At 53.4% G+C, this 19,168-nt stretch carries 19 protein-coding genes; 3 read left to right on the forward strand and 16 right to left on the reverse strand.

Annotated features, from left to right (window positions below; all coding sequences use genetic code 11):
* The 7 genes from ribF to AB6K10_RS01210 form a co-directional block, all read right to left on the reverse strand.
* Entirely contained in the window at window positions 1–1,038 is a 1,038-nt protein-coding gene (gene ribF, locus AB6K10_RS01180) for a bifunctional riboflavin kinase/FAD synthetase (protein ID WP_339117791.1), read from the reverse strand.
* A 138-nt stretch (window positions 1,039–1,176) separates the two neighbouring features.
* Window positions 1,177–2,754: a murein biosynthesis integral membrane protein MurJ gene (gene murJ, locus AB6K10_RS01185; RefSeq protein WP_339117792.1), complete on the reverse strand. Its 1,578-nt coding sequence runs from the start codon at window positions 2,752–2,754 to the stop codon at window positions 1,177–1,179.
* A 106-nt stretch (window positions 2,755–2,860) separates the two neighbouring features.
* On the reverse strand, window positions 2,861–3,127 hold the full coding sequence (rpsT, locus tag AB6K10_RS01190; protein ID WP_083024671.1) for a 30S ribosomal protein S20: 267 nt from the start codon (window positions 3,125–3,127) through the stop codon (window positions 2,861–2,863).
* 250 nt (window positions 3,128–3,377) lie between these two features.
* The gene (locus tag AB6K10_RS01195) at window positions 3,378–4,133 is read right to left on the reverse strand and encodes an amino acid ABC transporter ATP-binding protein (RefSeq protein ID WP_253018215.1); all 756 of its coding nucleotides are present in this window, start codon (window positions 4,131–4,133) and stop codon (window positions 3,378–3,380) included.
* A complete protein-coding gene (locus tag AB6K10_RS01200) occupies window positions 4,130–4,798 on the reverse strand; it encodes an amino acid ABC transporter permease (protein ID WP_339117793.1) in 669 nt (222 codons plus the stop codon). The genes AB6K10_RS01195 and AB6K10_RS01200 overlap by 4 nt, the downstream gene beginning before the upstream one ends.
* A 69-nt stretch (window positions 4,799–4,867) precedes the next feature.
* Window positions 4,868–5,635: an amino acid ABC transporter substrate-binding protein gene (locus tag AB6K10_RS01205; protein ID WP_285263578.1), complete on the reverse strand. Its 768-nt coding sequence runs from the start codon at window positions 5,633–5,635 to the stop codon at window positions 4,868–4,870.
* Between the two features lie 166 nt (window positions 5,636–5,801).
* Complete coding sequence (locus AB6K10_RS01210) at window positions 5,802–6,497, reverse strand: mobilization protein (protein WP_253018219.1); 696 nt, start codon at window positions 6,495–6,497, stop codon at window positions 5,802–5,804.
* A gap of 240 nt (window positions 6,498–6,737) precedes the next feature.
* Between AB6K10_RS01210 and AB6K10_RS01215 the strand changes: the two genes are divergently transcribed.
* Window positions 6,738–8,300, forward strand: a complete 1,563-nt coding sequence (locus AB6K10_RS01215; RefSeq protein WP_339117794.1) for an ATP-binding protein — start codon at window positions 6,738–6,740, stop codon at window positions 8,298–8,300.
* Between the two features lie 405 nt (window positions 8,301–8,705).
* Here the strand turns inward: AB6K10_RS01215 and AB6K10_RS01220 are convergent, their stop codons facing one another.
* From AB6K10_RS01220 to fliD (AB6K10_RS01240), 5 genes are all read right to left on the reverse strand, one after another.
* Window positions 8,706–9,146 (reverse strand): hypothetical protein, encoded by a 441-nt coding sequence (locus tag AB6K10_RS01220; RefSeq protein ID WP_339117795.1) that lies wholly within the window; start codon window positions 9,144–9,146, stop codon window positions 8,706–8,708.
* A gap of 139 nt (window positions 9,147–9,285) precedes the next feature.
* The gene (locus AB6K10_RS01225; RefSeq protein ID WP_339117796.1) at window positions 9,286–10,242 is read right to left on the reverse strand and encodes a hypothetical protein; all 957 of its coding nucleotides are present in this window, start codon (window positions 10,240–10,242) and stop codon (window positions 9,286–9,288) included.
* Between the two features lie 197 nt (window positions 10,243–10,439).
* Complete coding sequence (locus tag AB6K10_RS01230) at window positions 10,440–11,264, reverse strand: flagellin (protein WP_339117797.1); 825 nt, start codon at window positions 11,262–11,264, stop codon at window positions 10,440–10,442.
* Between the two features lie 135 nt (window positions 11,265–11,399).
* Complete coding sequence (fliD, locus tag AB6K10_RS01235) at window positions 11,400–12,779, reverse strand: flagellar filament capping protein FliD (RefSeq protein ID WP_339117798.1); 1,380 nt, start codon at window positions 12,777–12,779, stop codon at window positions 11,400–11,402.
* 123 nt (window positions 12,780–12,902) lie between these two features.
* A complete protein-coding gene (gene fliD, locus AB6K10_RS01240; protein ID WP_339117799.1) occupies window positions 12,903–14,240 on the reverse strand; it encodes a flagellar filament capping protein FliD in 1,338 nt (445 codons plus the stop codon).
* Window positions 14,241–14,647: 407 nt separating this feature from the next.
* Here fliD (AB6K10_RS01240) and AB6K10_RS01245 point away from each other — a divergent pair, with 407 nt between their 5' ends.
* Window positions 14,648–14,968 carry a hypothetical protein gene (locus AB6K10_RS01245; RefSeq protein WP_339117800.1) on the forward strand — a complete coding sequence of 107 codons (321 nt, stop codon included), beginning with the start codon at window positions 14,648–14,650 and terminating at the stop codon, window positions 14,966–14,968.
* Between the two features lie 350 nt (window positions 14,969–15,318).
* On the forward strand, window positions 15,319–16,314 hold the full coding sequence (locus AB6K10_RS01250; RefSeq protein ID WP_339117801.1) for a serine hydrolase: 996 nt from the start codon (window positions 15,319–15,321) through the stop codon (window positions 16,312–16,314).
* 56 nt (window positions 16,315–16,370) lie between these two features.
* Here AB6K10_RS01250 and AB6K10_RS01255 read toward each other — a convergent pair whose 3' ends face one another.
* The 4 genes from AB6K10_RS01255 to AB6K10_RS01270 all read right to left on the reverse strand — a co-directional run bounded on the left by AB6K10_RS01255 (window position 16,371) and on the right by AB6K10_RS01270 (window position 19,167).
* Window positions 16,371–16,934 (reverse strand): YqhA family protein, encoded by a 564-nt coding sequence (locus AB6K10_RS01255; protein ID WP_339117802.1) that lies wholly within the window; start codon window positions 16,932–16,934, stop codon window positions 16,371–16,373.
* 58 nt (window positions 16,935–16,992) lie between these two features.
* Complete coding sequence (locus AB6K10_RS01260) at window positions 16,993–17,586, reverse strand: exopolysaccharide biosynthesis protein (RefSeq protein ID WP_253018260.1); 594 nt, start codon at window positions 17,584–17,586, stop codon at window positions 16,993–16,995.
* Window positions 17,583–18,083, reverse strand: a complete 501-nt coding sequence (locus AB6K10_RS01265; RefSeq protein ID WP_339117803.1) for a TerB family tellurite resistance protein — start codon at window positions 18,081–18,083, stop codon at window positions 17,583–17,585. Before AB6K10_RS01265 ends, AB6K10_RS01260 begins: the two co-directional genes overlap by 4 nt.
* Before the next feature lie 73 nt (window positions 18,084–18,156).
* Entirely contained in the window at window positions 18,157–19,167 is a 1,011-nt protein-coding gene (locus AB6K10_RS01270; protein WP_339117804.1) for a nucleoid-associated protein, read from the reverse strand.
* Between the last annotated feature and the right edge of the window lies 1 nt (window position 19,168).

The raw sequence follows: 19,168 nt of genomic DNA on the forward strand, positions 1-19,168 counted from the left end.
TCAGCCGTCGTTAGTATCGGCGGCGTCATCCGCCGAAGTGAAATCAGAAGAAGCGGTCTCACGCCCAAGCGGGGCCGAGGCCAGCGGAAGAGAGGTTGTTAGATCAGCGTCGGCGGTCGCAAAGTAGCGGCGCGCCTTGGCTTGGTCCTGGTGAATCTGTGCTTTTAGCGCGTCAAAATCGACAAACTTCACTTCTCCCCGCAGCCGTGTGCAGGGATAAACCGTCAGCCGCTGGCCATACAGATCGCCAGAAAAATCCAGCAGGTGCACTTCCAGCGTAGGGCGTTTAGACCCCACCGTAGGCCGAAACCCGACGTTCGCTACGGCGGGGTGGCGCTCGCCATTCGCCAATTCGGCCACCACCGCAAACACCCCCCGTAGCGTCAGCGGCTGGGGCAATAGCGGTAGGTTCGCGGTTGGTACGCCAATGGTGCGACCCAACTGCTGGTCGCGCACCACGCGGCCATGCAGCGAATAAGGCCTGCCCAACAGGCGGGCGGCCACTTCAAAGTTACCGCTGGCCAGCAGCGTACGCACTCGAGTGCTTGATACCCGCTCGTCATCGACTTTGAAGGTGCGAGTATGCTCTACGCCAAAGCCATGAGTGCGCCCCACGGCTTCTAACAAACTGAAGTCGCCACGGCGATCACAGCCAAAGCGGAAGTCGTCGCCCACCACTAGATGCTTAACGCCCAGCCCATCAATCAGTACCTGATCGATAAACTCCCGCCCGGTGAGGCTGCGCAAGGCATCGTTGAACGGCAGGCAAAGCACTTGCTCGGCACCGTGGTCGCGCAGCAGGCGCACTTTTTCCCGCAGGCGCGTTAAGCGCGGCGGCGCCTGGTCTCCGGCAAAAAACTCGCGGGGCTGAGGCTCGAACACCACCACGGTCAGCGGTACGTTCAGGCGCGCAGCGTGCTCGCGGCACTGCTGTAGAATCGCCTGATGGCCGCGATGCACGCCATCGAAATTACCAATGGTCGCCACGCAGCCACGATGGGATGCTGTCAGATTGTGCAGACCTCGAATGACGTGCATGGCACCTCTTTTTTAAAAGCTTGTTTTAAAAGCGTTTTCCGTTTTAAGGCCGCTAGCCGTTTTCAAAGCGTTTGATTATAACGAACGCGCTGCTCTGGTGCAGAAGAAGATAATAGCGCTCACGCGCCTGCCCCTTGCCTAGCCGTTCATTTTAAAGTGGCGAAGCCGCAGGCCAAGCGCCGTTAACCAGATAAAGTAGAGCCCGCTTCCGAGCACTACTAGCCCGGCTACCCAGCGAACGCGCTGCCATAGCCCAAACTCTAACCACACCTGCCAATCAGGTGAGACTAACATAAGCGCCACGCTCATCAGCACGCTGCCGCCGACTAACTGCACCGCGTAACGCCCCCAACCCGGCTGAAACACCAGCACCTGCTGTCGATAAAGCAGATACCCCAGCAGCCCCGCGTTTAAAAATGCAGATAGCGCAGTGGCCAACGCCAAGCCCGCGTGGGCCAACGGCCAAATCAGCAGTAGGTTGAATACCATGTTCGCGACCATGGCGATAATGCCTACCTTCACCGGTGTTTTGGTGTCCTGACGGGCGAAGAAACCAGGCGCTAGCACCTTAATCAGCATAAAGGCCACCAGCCCGAAGGCATAGGCGCGCAGGCTCATGGCCGCCATCTGAATATCGTTATCGGTCATCGCCCCGTAGTGGAACAGGGTAATCAAAAACGGCTCCGCCAGTACCGCCAGCGCTAGGGCTGCGGGCACGCCCAACAGCAGCACCACACGAATCGCCCAATCCAACATGGCGGAAAAGTGCTCGGTGGACTGCTCCGCATGACGTTTGGAAAGCGCAGGCAGAATAATGGTGCCAATCGCCACGCCAAACACGCCAAGCGGCAGCTCTACCAAACGGTCAGAGTAGTAAAGCCATGAGACGCTGCCCGCGGCCAACAGCGATGCCAGCACCGTATCCAACAGCAGGTTGATCTGCGATACCGAGACCCCAAACAAAGCTGGCACCATCAGCTTCAAAATGCGCTTCACGCCATCGTGGGCGAAGTTAGGCCACGGCGTCGGCAGCAGCCCCAAGCGCATCAAAAACGGTACTTGGAAGGCGAGCTGAGCGGCCCCGGCAATCAGCACGCCCCAGGCCAGCGCCATGGCAGGCTCTTCCATGAGCGGCATTAACAACAGCGCCGCGCCGATCAGCGAAATATTCAGCAGCACCGGGGTAAATGCGGGCACTGCAAAGCGGTTCCAAGTGTTTAGAACGCTGCCGGAGAAGGCGGTTAACGAAATCAGCAGCAGGTAGGGAAAGGTGAGCCGCAGCATATCAGCGGTCAGCGCCAGCTTTTCAGGGTCGCGGCCAAATCCAGGAGCAAACAGCCATACCAGCCAGGGTGCGCCCAGCATCGCCAACGCGGTGATTAACGCCAGCAGCGCGGTTAAGCTCCCCGCCACCGCATTTAGCAGCTCACGGATTTCCTGCTTGGTGCGCTGGGTGGAGTACTCCGAGAGCACCGGCACAAATGCCTGGTTAAACGCCCCTTCTGCAAATAAACGGCGCAGAAAATTGGGAATTTTAAACGCCACGAAAAAGGCGTCTGAGCCGTTGCCCGCGCCCAGAAACGTTGCCACGACCACATCGCGCACCAACCCCATCACCCGGGAGAGCATGGTCATCGCGCTGACCACCAACCCCGAACGCATGAGCCCGCGGCGCGGCGGCGGCATATTGGCATGCTGTGGTGTATCGGCGCTCATCAGGTTATTCCCTACAGGCTAAATAGAGATGCACATATCGCCCGGTAGGCGACGTTCAGGCACAAAAAAACCGGCCGCAGCCGGTTTTTTTATGGCGCCTGCCGGCTTACGCCGCCAGAGCCTTAATGCGCTTGTTCAAGCGGCTTTTCAGACGTGCAGCTTTCTTCTTAGAAAGAACGTCTTTATCAGCAATACGGTCAACGACCGGCTGCATTGCCTTGAACTCTTCCATCGCTTTGCCATGGTCGCCAGTGTTGATCGCTTTGATCACACGCTTGATGTAGGTGCGGACCATGCTGCGCTGGCTGGCTTTCAGGACGCGACGAGTCTCGGCCTGGCGGGCGCGCTTGCGTGCTTGCTTGCTGTTCGCCACAGGTATCTCCTTGGAGAATAAGGGCTGCCTAAAAACGGCAACGAATTTACTATGTGTTTGTCGGCTGGCATTGCCAAGTCACGACATTTCCTTAACAACCAATTGATTCAGCAGCGTTTCTAACTCTGCCAAATAGTGTAACGAGCAGTCTTATGGCTGCCCGCTCACGGGTCTTGTCTGAGAGGATGGCGTAGTCTATCACGCGTAGAGCGGGCTTACTAGCCGCTGTCAATCCTTTTCAAGCTCGCCGCTAAGGCAATGCCTGCCCAGTGGGCGCCAAAATCTTGCGCAAAAAGCGCCGAGTGCGCTCATCCTGCGGGTTCGTGAACAGCTGCTCGGGAGGCGCCTGCTCGACAATCTGGCCTTCATCCATAAACACCACTCGGTCGGCAACGTCTCTAGCAAACTGCATCTCGTGGGTGACCACAATCATGGTTTGCTGCTCGGCAGCCAACTGTTTCATGAGGCCAAGCACTTCTTCCACCCACTGAGGGTCAAGTGACGAGGTCGGCTCATCAAACAAAATGACATCGGCATTCGCCGCCATGGCACGACCAATGCCTACCCGCTGCTGCTGGCCGCCGGAAAGCGATGCGGGGTAGGCATCCGCTTTATCCGCCAAGCCAATGCGCTCCAGAATCTCCCTTGCTCGGGCATGGGCCTGCGCCTTGGGCAGCTTATCCACCACAATCATGCCTTCGCTAATGTTCTCAAGCGCCGTTTTGTTGGCGAACAGGCCGTAGTTCTGAAACACAAAGGCAGTGCGGCGGCGCAGCGCCAAAATATCCGCCCGGCTGGCTTTACGCGCATCGACACGCAAATCACCGACGGTGATACACCCTGCCTCTGGGCGCTCTAGAAAATTGATACAGCGCAGCAAGGTGGACTTACCGGTGCCCGATGGGCCGATAATGACGATGATTTCGCCCTGCTCAAGGTGTAAATCGACATTGGTAAAGACCGGCTGCTGACCAAACTGCTTACTGACGGATTCAAGCGTGATCATCGCTGGTACGCCTTATTCAGATACGTTTCTAAGCGGCGCTGGCCCCAAGAGAGCGCTTCCACCACCACCCAATAGATAATCGCCACCAGCAAGAAAGCTTCTAAGTATAAAAAGCTGCCCGATGCCTCTTTTTGGGTCGCGCCCATCAACTCCGTCACGCCCAGCGTGAAAGCCAGCGAGGTCGCCTTGATCATATCGATGAAGTAGTTCATCAGCGTGGGCGTGGCTACGCGGGTGGCCTGGGGCAGGATAATCCGCCGCATCAGCTGCGACTGGGTCATACCAATCGAGAGCGCCGCTTCGGTTTGGCTACGGTCGATACCGACAATTGCCGCACGAATGGATTCCGCCATATACGCCGAAAAGTGCAGCGTCAGGCCCAGTACCGCCGCGGTGACGCCATTGATGGAAATCAGCGCATCAATCAATTGCGGCAGACCGTAGTAAAACAGAAACAGCTGCACCAGCAGCGGCGTACCGCGAAAAAACGAGATAAACAGTAGCGCCGTGCCGTTCAAGACGGGGATTTTCGATACCCGCACGACCGCTAACAAGCAGGCAATGATCAGCGCAAACACCATGGCGATGCTCGCCATCTGCAGCGTCAGCGGTAAATAACTGAGCAGGACCGGCAACAGGCCCCACATATACTCCACGTTTAGCATCGTCGTATCGCTTATAAGCAAAACGGCCGTGGCAATGCCACGGCCGCCATCATCAGAGGTTAGCCGTACTTATGGCTGCGTGATGTCAGTATCGAACCACTTCTGAGATATTTCACCCAAGGTGCCGTTGTCGCGCAGTTCCTCAAGCGCGGCGTCGACACGGTCGCGCAGCGCTCGTCCCTCTTCATCGTCACGGAACGGTAGCGCGTTTTCGATAGTGGTAAACGGCTGCCCCGCCAACGCCAGCGGCAAACCGCGCTCGCTGATCACTTGGCTAGCGCTCACCCGGTCCATCACGAACGCATCGACACGGCCCAGCGCCACATCCTGCTCGACGTTGGATTCGTAAGTGCGGATATCGATCTCGTCGGCATTCGGCTGCTCACGCAGCAGCTGCTCGTAGTTAGACCCTAAGTTCACTGCCACGCTTTTGCCGGACAAATCCTCAACGCCGTTGATGGTGTCGTTACCTTCACGCACGACCACTTGGGCACCGTCGTACACATAAGGCGCGGTAAAGGCATATTTGGCTTTGCGCTCATCGGTAATAGTGATTTGGTTGGCAATGGTATCAATGCGGCCAGATTCCAACATACCTGCCAAGCCCGAGAAGCTCGCGGTCACGAACTCAATCTCGTCGCCGGTGATCTCCCCTACCGCATTCATCACATCGACTTCGAAGCCTTTCAGCTCATCCTGCTCGACATAAGTAAACGGGAAGTAGCCACCGGACATGCCCACCCGCAGTGTGTCGGCCTGGGCAGCCACGGAGACTACCCCTGCCACGCCTAAGGCGAGAGCAGCGGCGATCTTCTTCAAACGGTTCAAATTTGCCATACGGATTTCCTCATTGGGTCATACAACCCACAGCTTATACGGATGGCGCTGGCTTTGACTCCGTCATCACCAGCGCAATGCCGACAAGATACCAGCAAAAAAGAAATAATAAACCGCCTGCTTATTATTTTTTGGAACTAGCCCAGCGTCGTTTCTATACCATCATTTAGCGGTCAAGCCCCGGGACCTGATCCAACTGTGCATAGGCGTGACGCAACCACACTTTCATCCTCTGGCGTTCGGCGATGTTCATCATGCGCCGGTCGTTGGCCACCGCCCAGAAACTGCTGTCATTGAAATCGATTTTTTGGGTGAGCTTGGCATGCAAACGAGGCAGCTCTATGAGAGTAGTCCCTTGCACACGGGCCTGCTGATACGCCTCTGACTGCGTAAAGCGCTCAAAGCTTTCGCCACGCCCAAGGTTCTGAACGACCACGACATCCACCGGCTGCGACGCGTAACGGGTTAGCACCTGAGACAGTAGCGTCACAGAGTCAGCACCATCATCCATCACGTGCCACCACACGACCTGCATGCCCAGCTCCTCGAGCAGCCCAAACACATCGGTTTCCTCAATCCAGCGATTGATGGGCTGGGCGGACTGTGCGGCCAAGTCGATAATCAAATCCCGGTCTGGCGCCTCTTCTACGGCCGATAGCATGCCATCAAGGCTATCGTCATCGCCCACCACTACCGAAGAGGCGTACTCCTGATAAAATCGTGAAAACGTGCCGTGGGAAGCGTCGCAATCAAAGCCTAAAAATGGCCGCTCGTGATCGATGTAGTACTGCGCCAACACCCGCGCCGTCATCGACTTGCCGACACCGCCCTTCTCGCCGCCAATAAAGTGAACCTTGCCCATCCTTGTCTCTCCGCCATCGGGCCCGATGCCCAAGTGAGAATTTAGCAGGAAAGTGATGGGCAGGCAGAGAGAATCACATGAAGCCGCCTGCTTTTACGACCACCTGCTCAAAAATGGCACCACCAAGTTGAGCAAAGGGCTGATGTAAGCACTCGGCTTGGTGTCACCGCACATCGCGATGGCCTATAAGGGACGTGCTAAACTGCCCAGTGCTTGATCGGTTCAGCCTTGGAGGCCAGCATGCCAGCTACTCATCGCCGTAAACTGCCCATAGGGATTCAGACCTTTTCCGATATTCGCGAAGGCGGCTACTACTATGTCGATAAAACACCGTTCATTGAGAAGCTGGCCAACCAAAATAAATACTACTTCCTCTCTCGCCCGCGCCGGTTTGGCAAAAGCCTCTTGCTGGATACGTTAGGCTGCCTGTTTGAAGGCCGCAAGGCACTGTTTGAAGGCCTATATATTCACGATAAGTGGGACTGGCAGCAGCATTACCCCGTGGTACGCTTAAGCTTTGGGAGCGGGGTAGCGAATAGCCGTGAAGATCTAGACGTCAACATTCGTTACCAACTGCAGCAGCAGCGAAACAAGCTGAATATTGACACCCCTGCTCCTACAAGAGTTGCTGACGATTTTGCCAGTTTGCTGGAAAGTGCGCGGCATGCTCATGGCCAACGCGTTGTCGTACTCATTGACGAATACGACAAACCTATTTTAGATAATTTACTTAACCCCGCATTAGCCCGCGAACTGCGTGAAGGGCTTAAAAATCTCTATAGCGTGCTGAAAGATGCTGACCCCCATTTGCATTTCGTGTTGCTTACCGGCGTTTCCAAGTTCAGCAAGGTCAGCCTGTTTTCAGGGTTAAATAACCTCAACGACATTACGCTAGATGCCCCATATGCGGATATTTGCGGCTATACCGACCGCGATATTGATACCGTATTTGCCCCTGAGCTTCCCGGCCTTGAGCGTGACGAGATCCGCCGCTGGTACAACGGCTACCGGTGGGGTGGGCAGGATGTGCCCAGCGTATACAACCCCTTTGACGTACTGCTATTACTACAAAAGCGTATTTTTAGCCCCTACTGGTTTGAGAGCGCTACTCCTACTTTCCTGGTCAATGTACTGACGCAACGCGGAGTGTTTACGCCCACGCTCAGCCAACTACAGACGGAAGCAGAGCTACTGGGGCGCTTCGATGTTGACCATATCGCCACAGAAGCGCTGCTATTCCAAACGGGTTACCTAACGGTACACGCCACCGAAGAACCCATGACAGGCTACCGCCTTTACACACTGGGTTACCCAAACCGCGAAGTAGAAACCAGCCTTAACCAAGCGCTTTTGCCACTACTAGGCCTTCAAGAACCACCCCGGGAACGACTAACGCTGTTCCGCCTACTACAGGTTCATGATCTCGCGGGCCTAGGCATCCACCTCAAAGCACTGTATGCCGGTTTACCCCACGACTGGTATCGCAACAATCCTATTGCCCAGTATGAGGGCCACTATGCCAGCGTGTTTTACAGCCATTTCACCGCGTTGGGTGTGAAGGTGACGGTGGAAGATGCTAGCCACCATGGCAAAGTGGATATGAGCGTCGACTTTAACGGTCATATCTACCTGTTTGAATTCAAAGTGGTCGAGCAGCTACCCGAAGGTAAAGCGCTAGAGCAGATCAAAGCCAAAGGCTACGCCGACAAACACCGCGCCAGCGGCAAGCCGATCCACCTGGTGGGCGTCGAGTTTTCAAGCGTTCAACGGCAGATTGTCGCGTTTGACGTGGAGACGCTTTAAGTTAGGTTTAGCCAGCGATGAAATACCTGCTCAAAAATGGCACTACCACACCAAGGAAAGGGCTGCAGCAAGCCTTGATCGTATTGTGGTCATCATACAAGTCTCTCCTGATAAAGAGCAGATCGATAACATTAGGCACATATACCCAAGTACTAACTATTCCCTTTCAAAGATCACGCTCTCGTCAGGTATGCAGGCATCCTGCCCCAACCAATATCTTTCCCCAGGTGGAATGGGGCCGTTACCACTTTCTGGCGAAAGCAAACGTTTCAATTTTTTCGCATTGACCTGATCACCCGTCTCATAAAGTCGCTCTATCAAACTCTCGTGTGTCTTTTTGACTAAAAGTACACTCTCAATCAACGACAAAAAAGCATTTTGGTACAGCTTTAATGTTTTAGAGTACTAATTAGTGCCATATTTTTCTTTAAGGCCCAGCGCATCAAAGCTTGGCTTTGTCCCTTCTGCTATCTTAACGGCAGCGACCAAAGGATCAAGCAACGCGCTTCGATACCCCTGACGTGATACTTGTTTTTCAACACCATGCTGGTCACGCATCACATTTGGGAAATAAAGCCTACCTTGATCTACCAATATTGAGAGTTCTATGGCCAATGTGCGCGACTCTTCAATTGCTTTAACGTGTTCAAATTTATCAAATGTATAATGAAGGTGAACCATCACATCTATCACACGACAAGCCCACTGCTCAACGCTGGCATTCCATTGCGCTCGCTCATTATCGACGGCGAGACGGTAAGCCTTAGCGTTCCACCTATGACTTAACAACCAGCCGCATGCGGCTGAAAAAATTGCCACCACGGCTGTAACCACTACTTCTAGCATCTTACCCCTCGCAGCAAAAAATTAAATAAAACACTGGCCACGAACGTAAGCTCTAGGCCAGCTCAAAAAATCTACTTTTGACAACGAATAATAGATAGCAAATATCAGCTCACATTTACACCTTATGACTGAAGACCCTTTAGCCGTCAGAGCTCTTCAATATAAGTTCGCCTTTCTCAAGCTGAGCACTGCTAAACATCTTGCAATCCGCTCCTAAACCACTCTCTCTATCCAACATTTCTTCAACGGTGAGCGCTATATGTGATGGGCAGATTAATTGATTACCTCCGAGGCTGAACAGTTGTTTCCCCGCCATCATACCGTCCTCATCAACAGCTCCTTTAGGCCAAATCAAGCGGTGGCGAGCAATCTCCTCCTCCCCCCCATTCAAGGCATAATAGCGGGCATCATTAGAGTGAAGGCCTACTATTTTCCCTGCATTGAAGACAACCACTTTGGGTAGATCTGGCGCCATCATTAAGATTGTAAAAAGCACAGAAAACGCAATAGAAACGCTGAATTTAACCTTCTTTTTCACATCCTCTTCAACTAACGAGATCCATACCATCCCAGGAAAAGTCGAGGCAAGCAAAATAGAAGCCCCTATCAAAAGCACAAAAAAATAGTCAAACCACTCATCGCCCGCTGCACCATATCTGAGTATATTCAGCATAATGGCAGTAAAAAACAGTATACTGCCCAACCCAACACCTACCATAGCGCATGAGGAGAAAAGCATCCTCACAAAGAAGCTTTCATGGCCGTTATAAGCGTTCCGGTTTTTATAGAAAAAAATCAAACTCCACAACAATATCGCAATAAAAAAAGCGAACAATATCGCCCGTGTATAAAAAGCAGTGTTTTCAAACCAAAACCCCACCACACCTATCAGTGGCACCAACACAACGCCACACGCCAGCAACAAAAAACTAAATCTTGCTGCTTTCTTTGCTTCAATCCCATTCCATCTGGCCACTCCAAAAGCGAAGCCCACCAATACAGAGGGCATAAGCTGCAAGCCGGTTGCTAAAAAACCTGCCAATAGGAGTGCAAAGAAAATATAAAATGCATTGATATCATTCGAAAGAAAGCTCATCACCAAATCGGGCCTACCGATCACATGGAAAAAGTAGACAAAATAGACAGTGCCTAGCAGTGCAGAACAAAAGCCAAAGGCGGCTAGAGGGGATAATCTGGACATAAAATTACAGGACTATAGGAATGACAAATAAAAACGGAGCCTTTCGGCCCCGTCGATGGTATCTGTGCTTGCCTTAAAGGCTAAGCGCCAGATTAACCCAGCAGAGACAGTACAGACTGAGGCGTCTGGTTAGCCTGAGCCAGTACAGAAGTACCTGCCTGCTGCAGGATGTTGGCACGAGTCATGTTGGATACTTCTACTGCATAGTCAGCGTCTTCGATACGCGACCGAGCGTCAGATAGATTAATTGAAGTAGAAGAAATGTTATCCAGCGCTGATCCTAAACGGTTTTGGAAGGAACCTAGACCGCTACGTGCAGTGTCAATATTTGCAATAGCGGTATCAAGCGCAGTCAAAGCTGCATCAGCACCACCAGCAGCAGTAACATCCAGCGCGTCAACACCGAGAGTAGCAGCTGTAGCATCAGTCAGTGTAAGTTCAAGCTTGTCGAAAGCATCAGTACCAGTACCAACTTGAATACTAATAGGATCAGTTACGGTGCCATCAAGTAGTGACGTACCGTTGAATTTGGTAGATTCAGCAACACGCTGAATTTCTTGGGAACGCGCCGTAATTTCTTCTTGGATTGAAGTCAGGTCGGTTGCAGAGTTTGTGCCGTTAGCTGCCTGAACAGAAAGCTCACGCATACGTTGCAGGTTGTCATTGATGCTGTTCAAAGCTCCTTCAGCAGTCTGCGCCAGTGAAATACCGTCATTGGCATTGCGCTGCGCTTGTGCCAGACCAGTAATTTGAGCAGTCATGCGGTTGGCGATGGCCTGACCGGCCGCATCATCCTTGGCACTGTTAATGCGAAGACCAGAAGACAAACGCTCCATAGATGTCTGTTGGGCAGACTGTGCCTTGTTCAGGTTGTTCTGGCCAATCAGGGCAGTGATGTTGGTATTGATGACTGACATGTTCTTACTCCTCGACGTAGGGTTGGCCATGCGGCCTGCTTGGCGGCGTTTCGTGCGCCGGTATATTGATTAACGGCCACATGCCTATTTTCTTTAGATCTTTTAGCAAAAAAAATTGTAAGTATTAGTAACAGATTAGCGGCGGCTACCCGACTGGGCTGAGAGTGCATCAAACTGCTGGCTTAGGTAGGCGCTCATCTGCGTCATTTGGTTGACCATCACATCTAACTGCGCAAACTGGGTACGGTACCGGCCAATGGTGCGCTCAATGATGGCTTCTGTGCGCGTGAATCGATCATTCAATGAATCTATACGATTCTCTGCGCCTTCAATGGCGTTTTTAATAGGCCCTCTAGTGCCCAGCATGTCGTCCACGGTGTTTGTTATGCGTCCTGCCAACCCCTCTTGGGCGGTCGCTCCAGCAAAAAAAGCCTGCAGCGCTTGGGGGTCGTTGGCAATTAGCGCATCGATTTTTGCTTCATCTATTGCTAGTCGCCCGGTGCGATCAAGCGCGATACCTAGCTGTGAAAGCACGCCCAGATCACTGCCTTCCACTCCGGTGACCAAATCTCGGCGCAACCGGTTTTCGATGCTACGCACTGTACTGTCACCGACTAGGTCTCCTGCTGTCTCTCGGTCACCCGTAGAGAGCGTGAGCCTGCCCAGCGTGGACTTAAGCTCGTTATAGCCACTCACAAAGCCTTGAATCGCTTCTTTAAGCGCGTCGTTATCGCGCTCAATAGTGACCGAGCTCTCACCTGTGGCATTCAGCTCCAAACTGACACCTTGGATGGCCCCTTCCACTCGGTTTGACGCACTGGTAATCGCAATACCGTTCACTTGCAGAGCGGCGTTTGCTCCCGCTCGATAAGTCGAGGTATCAACAGATAACCCAGGAACGCCAGAAAACCCCGTAATAGAGGCATTTGCTCCCGTCTCTTTACTGATGAGCGCCAGCCGGAAGTCAGTGCCATCGTTAACGATTGAAGCACTTACGCCGGCATTCTGATCTGCATTGATTTGATCGCGAACGCTTTCCAGCGTGCTACCCGCAGCAATATCCAGTGTATAAGTACTGAGGGGCTCAGCATTCGGCTGTAGCACGCCATCTTGGTAAACAGCACCAAAGTTGAGTATCAGCTGTGCAGTCTCTGTTGTCAGCACAGCATCTTTGGCTACGCCAGCGGTTGCAACACTTCCCGCTTTTGCCAACTGAGTCACACTAACGTCGTAGCGGCCAGACGTGGCATTAGCGGCAGTCGTGACACTGATATTGGTAGAACTGGATGTGCTTTTTTGGCTAGAAAAGCGCTTTGCATCATTAAGAGCAGCTACCGCGTCTTGAAAACGCCCTAGCGCAGACTCTAATCGGCCAAACGCAGAGATCTTAGTTTGCTGTGCATTTCTCTGCTGGGTAATGGGAATAAGTTTTTGCTGTTCCGCTGTGCGGAGCTGCTCCACCAACCCGTTCAGATCAAGACCTGAGCCTACGCCCAGGGAGGTTATCGTCGCCATAACTGGGTGCTTCCTCAGCAAATAAGGCTAAACCAAACAACGTGATGATTTAGTATATCGGCTGAGGGCACCCTACCTTTAGCTTTTTATCGCCCAAAACGCATCAGCATCATCCGCATTGCGCTACCCTTGCGTTTGGGCGTTCAACATATTGAATTGTTGCGAGAGGTAGTCGGACATTTGGTTCATTTGAGAAATCATAGTGTCTAGCTGCCCAAACTGGGTTCTGTAGCGTGAAATCGTCCCATCAATAGATGCTTCTACACGCAAAAAACGATCATTTAGGCTTTCGATGCGGTTTTCCGCGCTGCTTACTGCCGTCGTAATAATGCCATTCGTATCTAACATCTGCTCAATGGTGCTATTAATGTTACCGCCAAGCCCTGGCTGTTCTTCCACCCCTGCAAAAAACTGCGCCATCGCGCCTTGATCATTCGCAATCACATCATTTAGCTTCTCGTCGTCGATGCTTAGCGTTCCTGTGCGAGTCAGGGAAATTCCTAAATCGGCTAACGTAGATAGCTCACCCGACTCATTGCCTGCTGAAAGCACGCTACGCAGCGTATTTTCCACACTTCGCACCGTCGATTCACCATTCAAAGCACCCGACGTTCCGCTCGCGGTGTCGAAGGCCGTTAATGAGCCAATGGTCGACTTTAGCTCATTGTAAGCATCTACAAAGTTTATCACCGCTTCACGAATGCTTTCTTCATCCCGCTGAATAGTGACGGTGCTTGTGGCACCACCTCCCTCTTGTAAGCTGAGAGTAACACCCTCAATTGCATCTTCAACTTGGTTACTGGCACTGGTAATGGGTATACCGTTGACATTAAACATCGCATCTTGTCCAGCGTTCGCTATCTCCCCCTCCAAGATACCGTCAACACTAAACTCAGTAATGGAAGCCGCTGAGCCCGTTTCGTTTGAGCTAATCGCTAAGCGATAGTCAGTACCGTCAAATATGATGGAGGCAGAAACGCCTGCGTCTGTGCGTGCGTTAATAGCATCACGCACATCCTCCAGCGTGCTATTAGCCTCCAGGTCAATATTGACATCATCGCGGCCTGAAAAGCTGAGCGTCGCGGTAAAGCTTTCTGCACTCAGTGCAGACGTTGGGTCTGGTACCCGCTGAGAAGCCAGGTTAGCGACCGTGGCCAACTGGGTGACTTCTATATCATAACGTCCAGGGCTAGCAGAGGCATCTGCAGCTACTAACACTCCGCTTCCTTGAACATCAGAAGACAGGCTGTCGAATGTGTCTCGATCATTTAGCGCATTAGCAGCGTCTTGAAACTGTGATAATGCACTCTGAAACTGACCGTAGCCTGATATCTTGGTCTCTTGCGTACGAATCTGCTGCTGTATGGGCTGCAGTTTACCGCGTTCTGCCGCCTCAAGCTGATCCAACAACCCAGTGAGCTCCAGCCCAGAACCAACGCCTAATGCTGAAATAGTTGCCATGCGTATGCGCCTTTTTGAATGGTTTAACTACGCGAATTACTCGTAATGACTCACTCTAATGAAGCAATGCGCAGTACATTTTTGTAACATAGTTGAAATTATCGGCAATTGAAGCCAAAACTTGAGCATTCTGCGCTTTTATTACGTATCTATACGTAAGAAGCCGCTACAAAAAAATACATTTCCAGCTCAGACAATCACATTGCCTATTAGTCAGTACTTGTCTATATCATACGAGCACAACGCTACAATATGTTGACAGCCAGTCTTTGCTCCCCATTTACTATAAGTTTGAATTAAAGGCCCATTGCCTTCAAGTCGAATATAGACCTTGGTCTAACGCCCGCTCCTGCTTTATAATGCATTGCAGCACACCCATTTTGCTGTGACTGTAGGAGCATTCCCCTATGCCCGCCGAAACGTTATCCCCCGCCTCTACTGCTTCCTTCCACGTACAACGCAGCCTGCGCCATTGTTTGTCTAGCGTGGCGGAATTGATGTACGAGAGTGGACACGTGCTTGAAACCCTTACCCTGGCGCAGCGTGGTTTATCGCGTCAAGAGTTGGCGTCATTGAGCCATCAGCATTCACGCTGGTCGCTTTGCCAGCGAGTATTAGAAGAGAGTGATGCAGCTACATTTAACGAGTATGGCCGCTTCGTCCTAACCACGTTAGGCCGCGAACTGATGTTCGACATGTTTGGCCAGGGGGCAGCAGATTGCGCCTAACGTGGGAGTGAAGCACGTATAAAAAAACGCCCGCTGGGGGAGCGGGCGTTTTGAAGCGCTAATATCGCATCACGCAATGCGTGTCATTCATGGTGCAACTTAACGCAGGCCTAACAGCGAAAGAATAAACAGAACAACAACGATCAGGCCGATGATATAGATAATGTTACGCATAACGGCACTCCTTGCTTTAGCGTTTCATGGAAATCAAAGGGTTGCTTCCCTTCAATAGGCGCTTTTAGCGTAGCAGGCTTTTTAACGATTTGCGTAATCGCCATGATTGCCTCTTTGCGGGAACCTTGCTTCATCACGGTTTTCAGAACCTTACTTTTCCTTTCTTAGGTGCTGCCATGAAAACCATTGCTCTTGCGCTGACATGCGTGCTGAGTGCTGTGACAACCACCCACGTGGTCGCCCAAATGCCCTCTCCCAATTCACTGCAAGCACTCGAACAGCAAGCTCGGGCACTCGATCGCCTACACACCGTGGTGGTCGCTCATGACGGCAACATCATTCATGAACATCACCAAGGGGGCCCAGGCGTTGCAGCACCTGCCAACGTCAAATCGCTGTCTAAAACGGTGTTAGCCGCCATCACCGGGGCGGCGATCAAGGCGGGCGTCATTGAGTCCGTTGACCAGCCGCTGGTGGCGCTACTAGATAGTGTGCCCAGCGCTGCTGCCCCACAAGTGAACGACATCACAGTAGCGCATTTACTGGCGCAACAAGCGGGATTAGAGCGTACTTCGGGCAGCAACTATGGCGCTTGGGTGGCCAGCGCCCATTGGGTAAACGATGCACTCACTCGCCCGTTCGTCGACCGCCCCGGCGGGCGCATGCTCTACTCCACCGGCACCAGCCATTTGCTGTCAGCAGCACTCACTCAGGCCAGCGGTGAAAGCACCCTCGCGCTTGCCCAGCGCTTGTTAGGCGAACCGCTCGGTATTGCGATTCCCCCGTGGCCGCAGGACCCTCAAGGGATCTACTTTGGCGGTAACGATATGCAACTTTCCCCTCGCGCGCTCATTGCGATTGGGGAGCTGTACCGCAACGACGGCGTGGCCAATGGCCAGCGCGTGCTGCCTGAAGGCTGGGTAGAAGATTCATGGACGTCCAGAGGCCAATCACCCTGGACAGGGGATGGCTACGGCTTTGGCTGGTTTATCACGACGTTAGCGGATGAACACGTCGCTTACGGAAGAGGATACGGCGGGCAGGCGCTATATGTGATTCCCGAGCGGGAGATGACGGTGGTGATTACCTCAGACCCAACCCCGCCATCGCCCGGTGGCCAGTTTCAGCAGCAGCTCAACGCGCTGGTGACTGGCTTATTGGAAGAGGATTAACGACGTACGCCACTGCTCCTGTCAATCACTACTTGTTAATAACTATTTGTTAATGACTACTCTCCTTTATGCGCCAAACTCATCAAGTAGAGCGCGGCGGCCAGCGCCAGAACGGAGAGTGCCAGGTAGATCGCATCCAAGGGTGTCGCGAATCGAATATCCACGACGGCTCGGAAAAACTCGATAATCACGGCCAGAATCACCACACGGGCGATTTTGTCTTTCAACTGATCCAGCGAGGCAACGTTGAAGGGGTGTGCGGGGTAACGCACCTCAGCTTGGTCGATACGCGAAACGAACAGCCGATACACGCCAAGCCCGAAAATCAGCAGTACGATGGCGATCAGATAGATATCCACCGCAATAATAATATCGGGCACCAAGGTGTCGTGAATGTTGCGGGTGTCATCCACCAAGTAGTAGTGCAGCACATCGCCCACCACTTTGAAGATATCCAGCGTGCCCACGATAAACAGCATCAGCGAGCCTAATAGGCTTGGCACCACCGCTAGCATGACCAAAAAGCGCGAGTTCCACAGCGCGGTTTCAATCCGCCGCTCCCACGCCGACTGCTGGTGAGGAGGCTTGGGTGGAGGTGGTAAATGGGGCGAGTTACTCATCGTAGGCACATAGCTCCTTCTTGCTTTTAGACCAATCGCGAGAGTGCCTAGTAAAGCATTAGACGAGGTTCATCACTACTACCGTGAAGGTCACACCGGTCAGCAAGAACCCTAGCGCCAGCATGAGGCCATCTCTAGCCACCAGCCCCAATCCAAACAGCGTGAGCGCAAGCCCGGCACCGTTAGCGCTAAAAGGAATGAACTCCATGGGCGGCATGGCCAAGGCGACCAGCAGACAAATGAAGGCGGTGACACGGATGCCGATGTAGCCGGTCATCCAAGCCAAGCGCACACCCAACAAGCTATCTACCCACTTAGCGGGCTTTTTCATGTAGCGTAGCGCTTTATCGAACTTATGCCGGGAGAGGGAGCGGTTCAGCAACCAGCCAGGCAGCCAGAACGTTTCTCGGCCAATCAAGAGCTGCACTGACGTCAGTAGCACCAGAGCAGCCATCAGCGTTGGCATACCGGGAATATCGCCAATAATCGGCGCCAGCGTAATCAAGCCTGCCAACAGCAGCAGCGGCCCAAACGAGCGCCGCCCCACCGCATGCACCACGTCGTCCACGCTGACCTGCTCTTTTTCCCGCTCCATCTGCTCCATGGTGTGGATCAGCTCGGTTAAGTTCGTCGCATCCTGCGTGTTACTCATGGGCGTTTCGGCGCTCCTTTGCCGTGGGTATCGTGATGGAAAGAGGGTTCTTCCGGTGACTGGTTAAGCTTGCTGCGAATAAAGTCGCTATGGCTGACATACAGCAGATCAGCCAGCCGACGAATCCGATGCTCTTCAAGAGGGTCGAGCGAGCCGTCGGCCCAGGCCAGCTGCCACATTAAATTGACCAGCTCCAAGCGCTGTTCGTAGCCGTAGTGCTGTTTGATCAGGCTGACGAACTGATAGTGATCCACCGCGTCATCGACCTCCGCCTCTGCCAGCGCCATTAACTCGCTGACATCCTGCTCGTTGAGCCGATAGCGCGCCATCAGCATGTGCTTCAGCGCCGCGCGCTCTTCATCACTGTTGTCGTAATCGGCGCGCATCACTTCACACAGCAGCGCTGCCGACGCCAGCTCTAGGGTGAGCGTTTGGTTATCACGTTGTTCAGGCGCGGAAAGCACCTGTTGGAAGAAAGAGTGAATGGCATCCAGCACGGCGGTCTCCTCATCTCAGTGGCTAACCTAGGACTACACGACACCTTAAGAGTGCCGCCCTAGGCCTCACCGTTTACTCTTTCCGCTTGGCAAGCTGCTCTTTGAGCTGTTTGGGCACTTGCTTGATGATCAGCCGATCCTGGGTTTCGTCATACTCAATGCTGGAACCCAGCAGATGTGAATCAAAGCTGATCGAGACGCCTCCAGAGCGCCCGGTGAAGCGGCGAAACTGGCTGATAGTACGTTTGTCCGGCGGAATTTCCGGCGAGAGGCCGTAGTCGGCGTTGCGAATATGGTCATAAAACGCCTTGGGCTGTTTCTCATCCACGAGCCCGGAGAGCTCTTCCAGCGTCATAGGTTCGCCACGGCGCAGCTGCTCGTTGGCGTAATCAACCAGAGTATCGGTTTTTTCCCGGCTGGCGTCGTCGTCCAGGTCCTCTTTTTCGACGTAGTCGCTAAAGGCTTTCAGCAGCGTGCGGGTTTCGGCGGGCGCATCAATGCCCTCCTCCATGCCCAGCAGCGCCGCTACGCCCTCGGCGAGCTTTTTACCGCCCCGATCTTTTAGAAACGAGACGTACTGCGTGCTTTCCGCACCGCTCTGCCACTGGGTCAGGTTGATGCGGGCTGCCAGGGTGAGTTGGCTCGTGTTCAGTTGGGCGGCAGGCACCGCTTGGTGCGCGTCGTTAAAGCCGATACCTTCCCGTTGGTGAATGAGGGCCATCAGCAGCGTTTCCGTATCGCCCTGTTGTAGATGGGCAATGACCAAGTAACCGCCAACGGAGAGCTGCCCCTGCAGCGTTTGGGCCAGTCGCTCGGCCATCGCGTTCGCCAGTTGGGCAAAAGTTTGCTCGTCGGCTTGATACGCCGTGAGCCACGCCACCAGCGGCCCGGCCTGCTCGCCCTGCTCGGCAAAGCGCCCCCAGCCCTTCGCTTTGGTGTTGTAGGTGTCGTTTAGCGCATTCACTAGGCTGGCCATCACCGTGTCGTCACTGGCGGCGGCCTCGGCAGGCGGGGCCGTCACACTTAAGCGCTCGCCGTCGAGGGATGGCTCAAGGCGGTAGACAGTACTTTGCAGTAGCGGCATA

Origin of the sequence: Halomonas sp. BMC6, from assembly GCF_964204995.1 — a bacterium.
GTDB lineage: Bacteria > Pseudomonadota > Gammaproteobacteria > Pseudomonadales > Halomonadaceae > Vreelandella.

Excerpts from the sequence above, each read along its gene's own strand:
- ribF (WP_339117791.1), bottom strand. The coding sequence starts at position 1,038 with ATGCACGTCATTCGAGGTCTGCACAATCTGACAGCATCCCATCGTGGC.
- murJ (WP_339117792.1), bottom strand. The coding sequence starts at position 2,754 with ATGAGCGCCGATACACCACAGCATGCCAATATGCCGCCGCCGCGCCGC.
- AB6K10_RS01195 (WP_253018215.1), bottom strand. The coding sequence starts at position 4,133 with ATGATCACGCTTGAATCCGTCAGTAAGCAGTTTGGTCAGCAGCCGGTC.
- AB6K10_RS01200 (WP_339117793.1), bottom strand. The coding sequence starts at position 4,798 with ATGCTAAACGTGGAGTATATGTGGGGCCTGTTGCCGGTCCTGCTCAGT.
- AB6K10_RS01205 (WP_285263578.1), bottom strand. The coding sequence starts at position 5,635 with ATGGCAAATTTGAACCGTTTGAAGAAGATCGCCGCTGCTCTCGCCTTA.
- AB6K10_RS01210 (WP_253018219.1), bottom strand. The coding sequence starts at position 6,497 with ATGGGCAAGGTTCACTTTATTGGCGGCGAGAAGGGCGGTGTCGGCAAG.
- AB6K10_RS01215 (WP_339117794.1), top strand. The coding sequence starts at position 6,738 with ATGCCAGCTACTCATCGCCGTAAACTGCCCATAGGGATTCAGACCTTT.
- AB6K10_RS01220 (WP_339117795.1), bottom strand. The coding sequence starts at position 9,146 with ATGCTAGAAGTAGTGGTTACAGCCGTGGTGGCAATTTTTTCAGCCGCA.
- AB6K10_RS01225 (WP_339117796.1), bottom strand. The coding sequence starts at position 10,242 with ATGAGCTTTCTTTCGAATGATATCAATGCATTTTATATTTTCTTTGCA.
- AB6K10_RS01230 (WP_339117797.1), bottom strand. The coding sequence starts at position 11,264 with ATGTCAGTCATCAATACCAACATCACTGCCCTGATTGGCCAGAACAAC.
- fliD (WP_339117798.1), bottom strand. The coding sequence starts at position 12,779 with ATGGCGACGATAACCTCCCTGGGCGTAGGCTCAGGTCTTGATCTGAAC.
- fliD (WP_339117799.1), bottom strand. The coding sequence starts at position 14,240 with ATGGCAACTATTTCAGCATTAGGCGTTGGTTCTGGGCTGGAGCTCACT.
- AB6K10_RS01245 (WP_339117800.1), top strand. The coding sequence starts at position 14,648 with ATGCCCGCCGAAACGTTATCCCCCGCCTCTACTGCTTCCTTCCACGTA.
- AB6K10_RS01250 (WP_339117801.1), top strand. The coding sequence starts at position 15,319 with ATGAAAACCATTGCTCTTGCGCTGACATGCGTGCTGAGTGCTGTGACA.
- AB6K10_RS01255 (WP_339117802.1), bottom strand. The coding sequence starts at position 16,934 with ATGAGTAACTCGCCCCATTTACCACCTCCACCCAAGCCTCCTCACCAG.
- AB6K10_RS01260 (WP_253018260.1), bottom strand. The coding sequence starts at position 17,586 with ATGAGTAACACGCAGGATGCGACGAACTTAACCGAGCTGATCCACACC.
- AB6K10_RS01270 (WP_339117804.1), bottom strand. The coding sequence starts at position 19,167 with ATGCCGCTACTGCAAAGTACTGTCTACCGCCTTGAGCCATCCCTCGAC.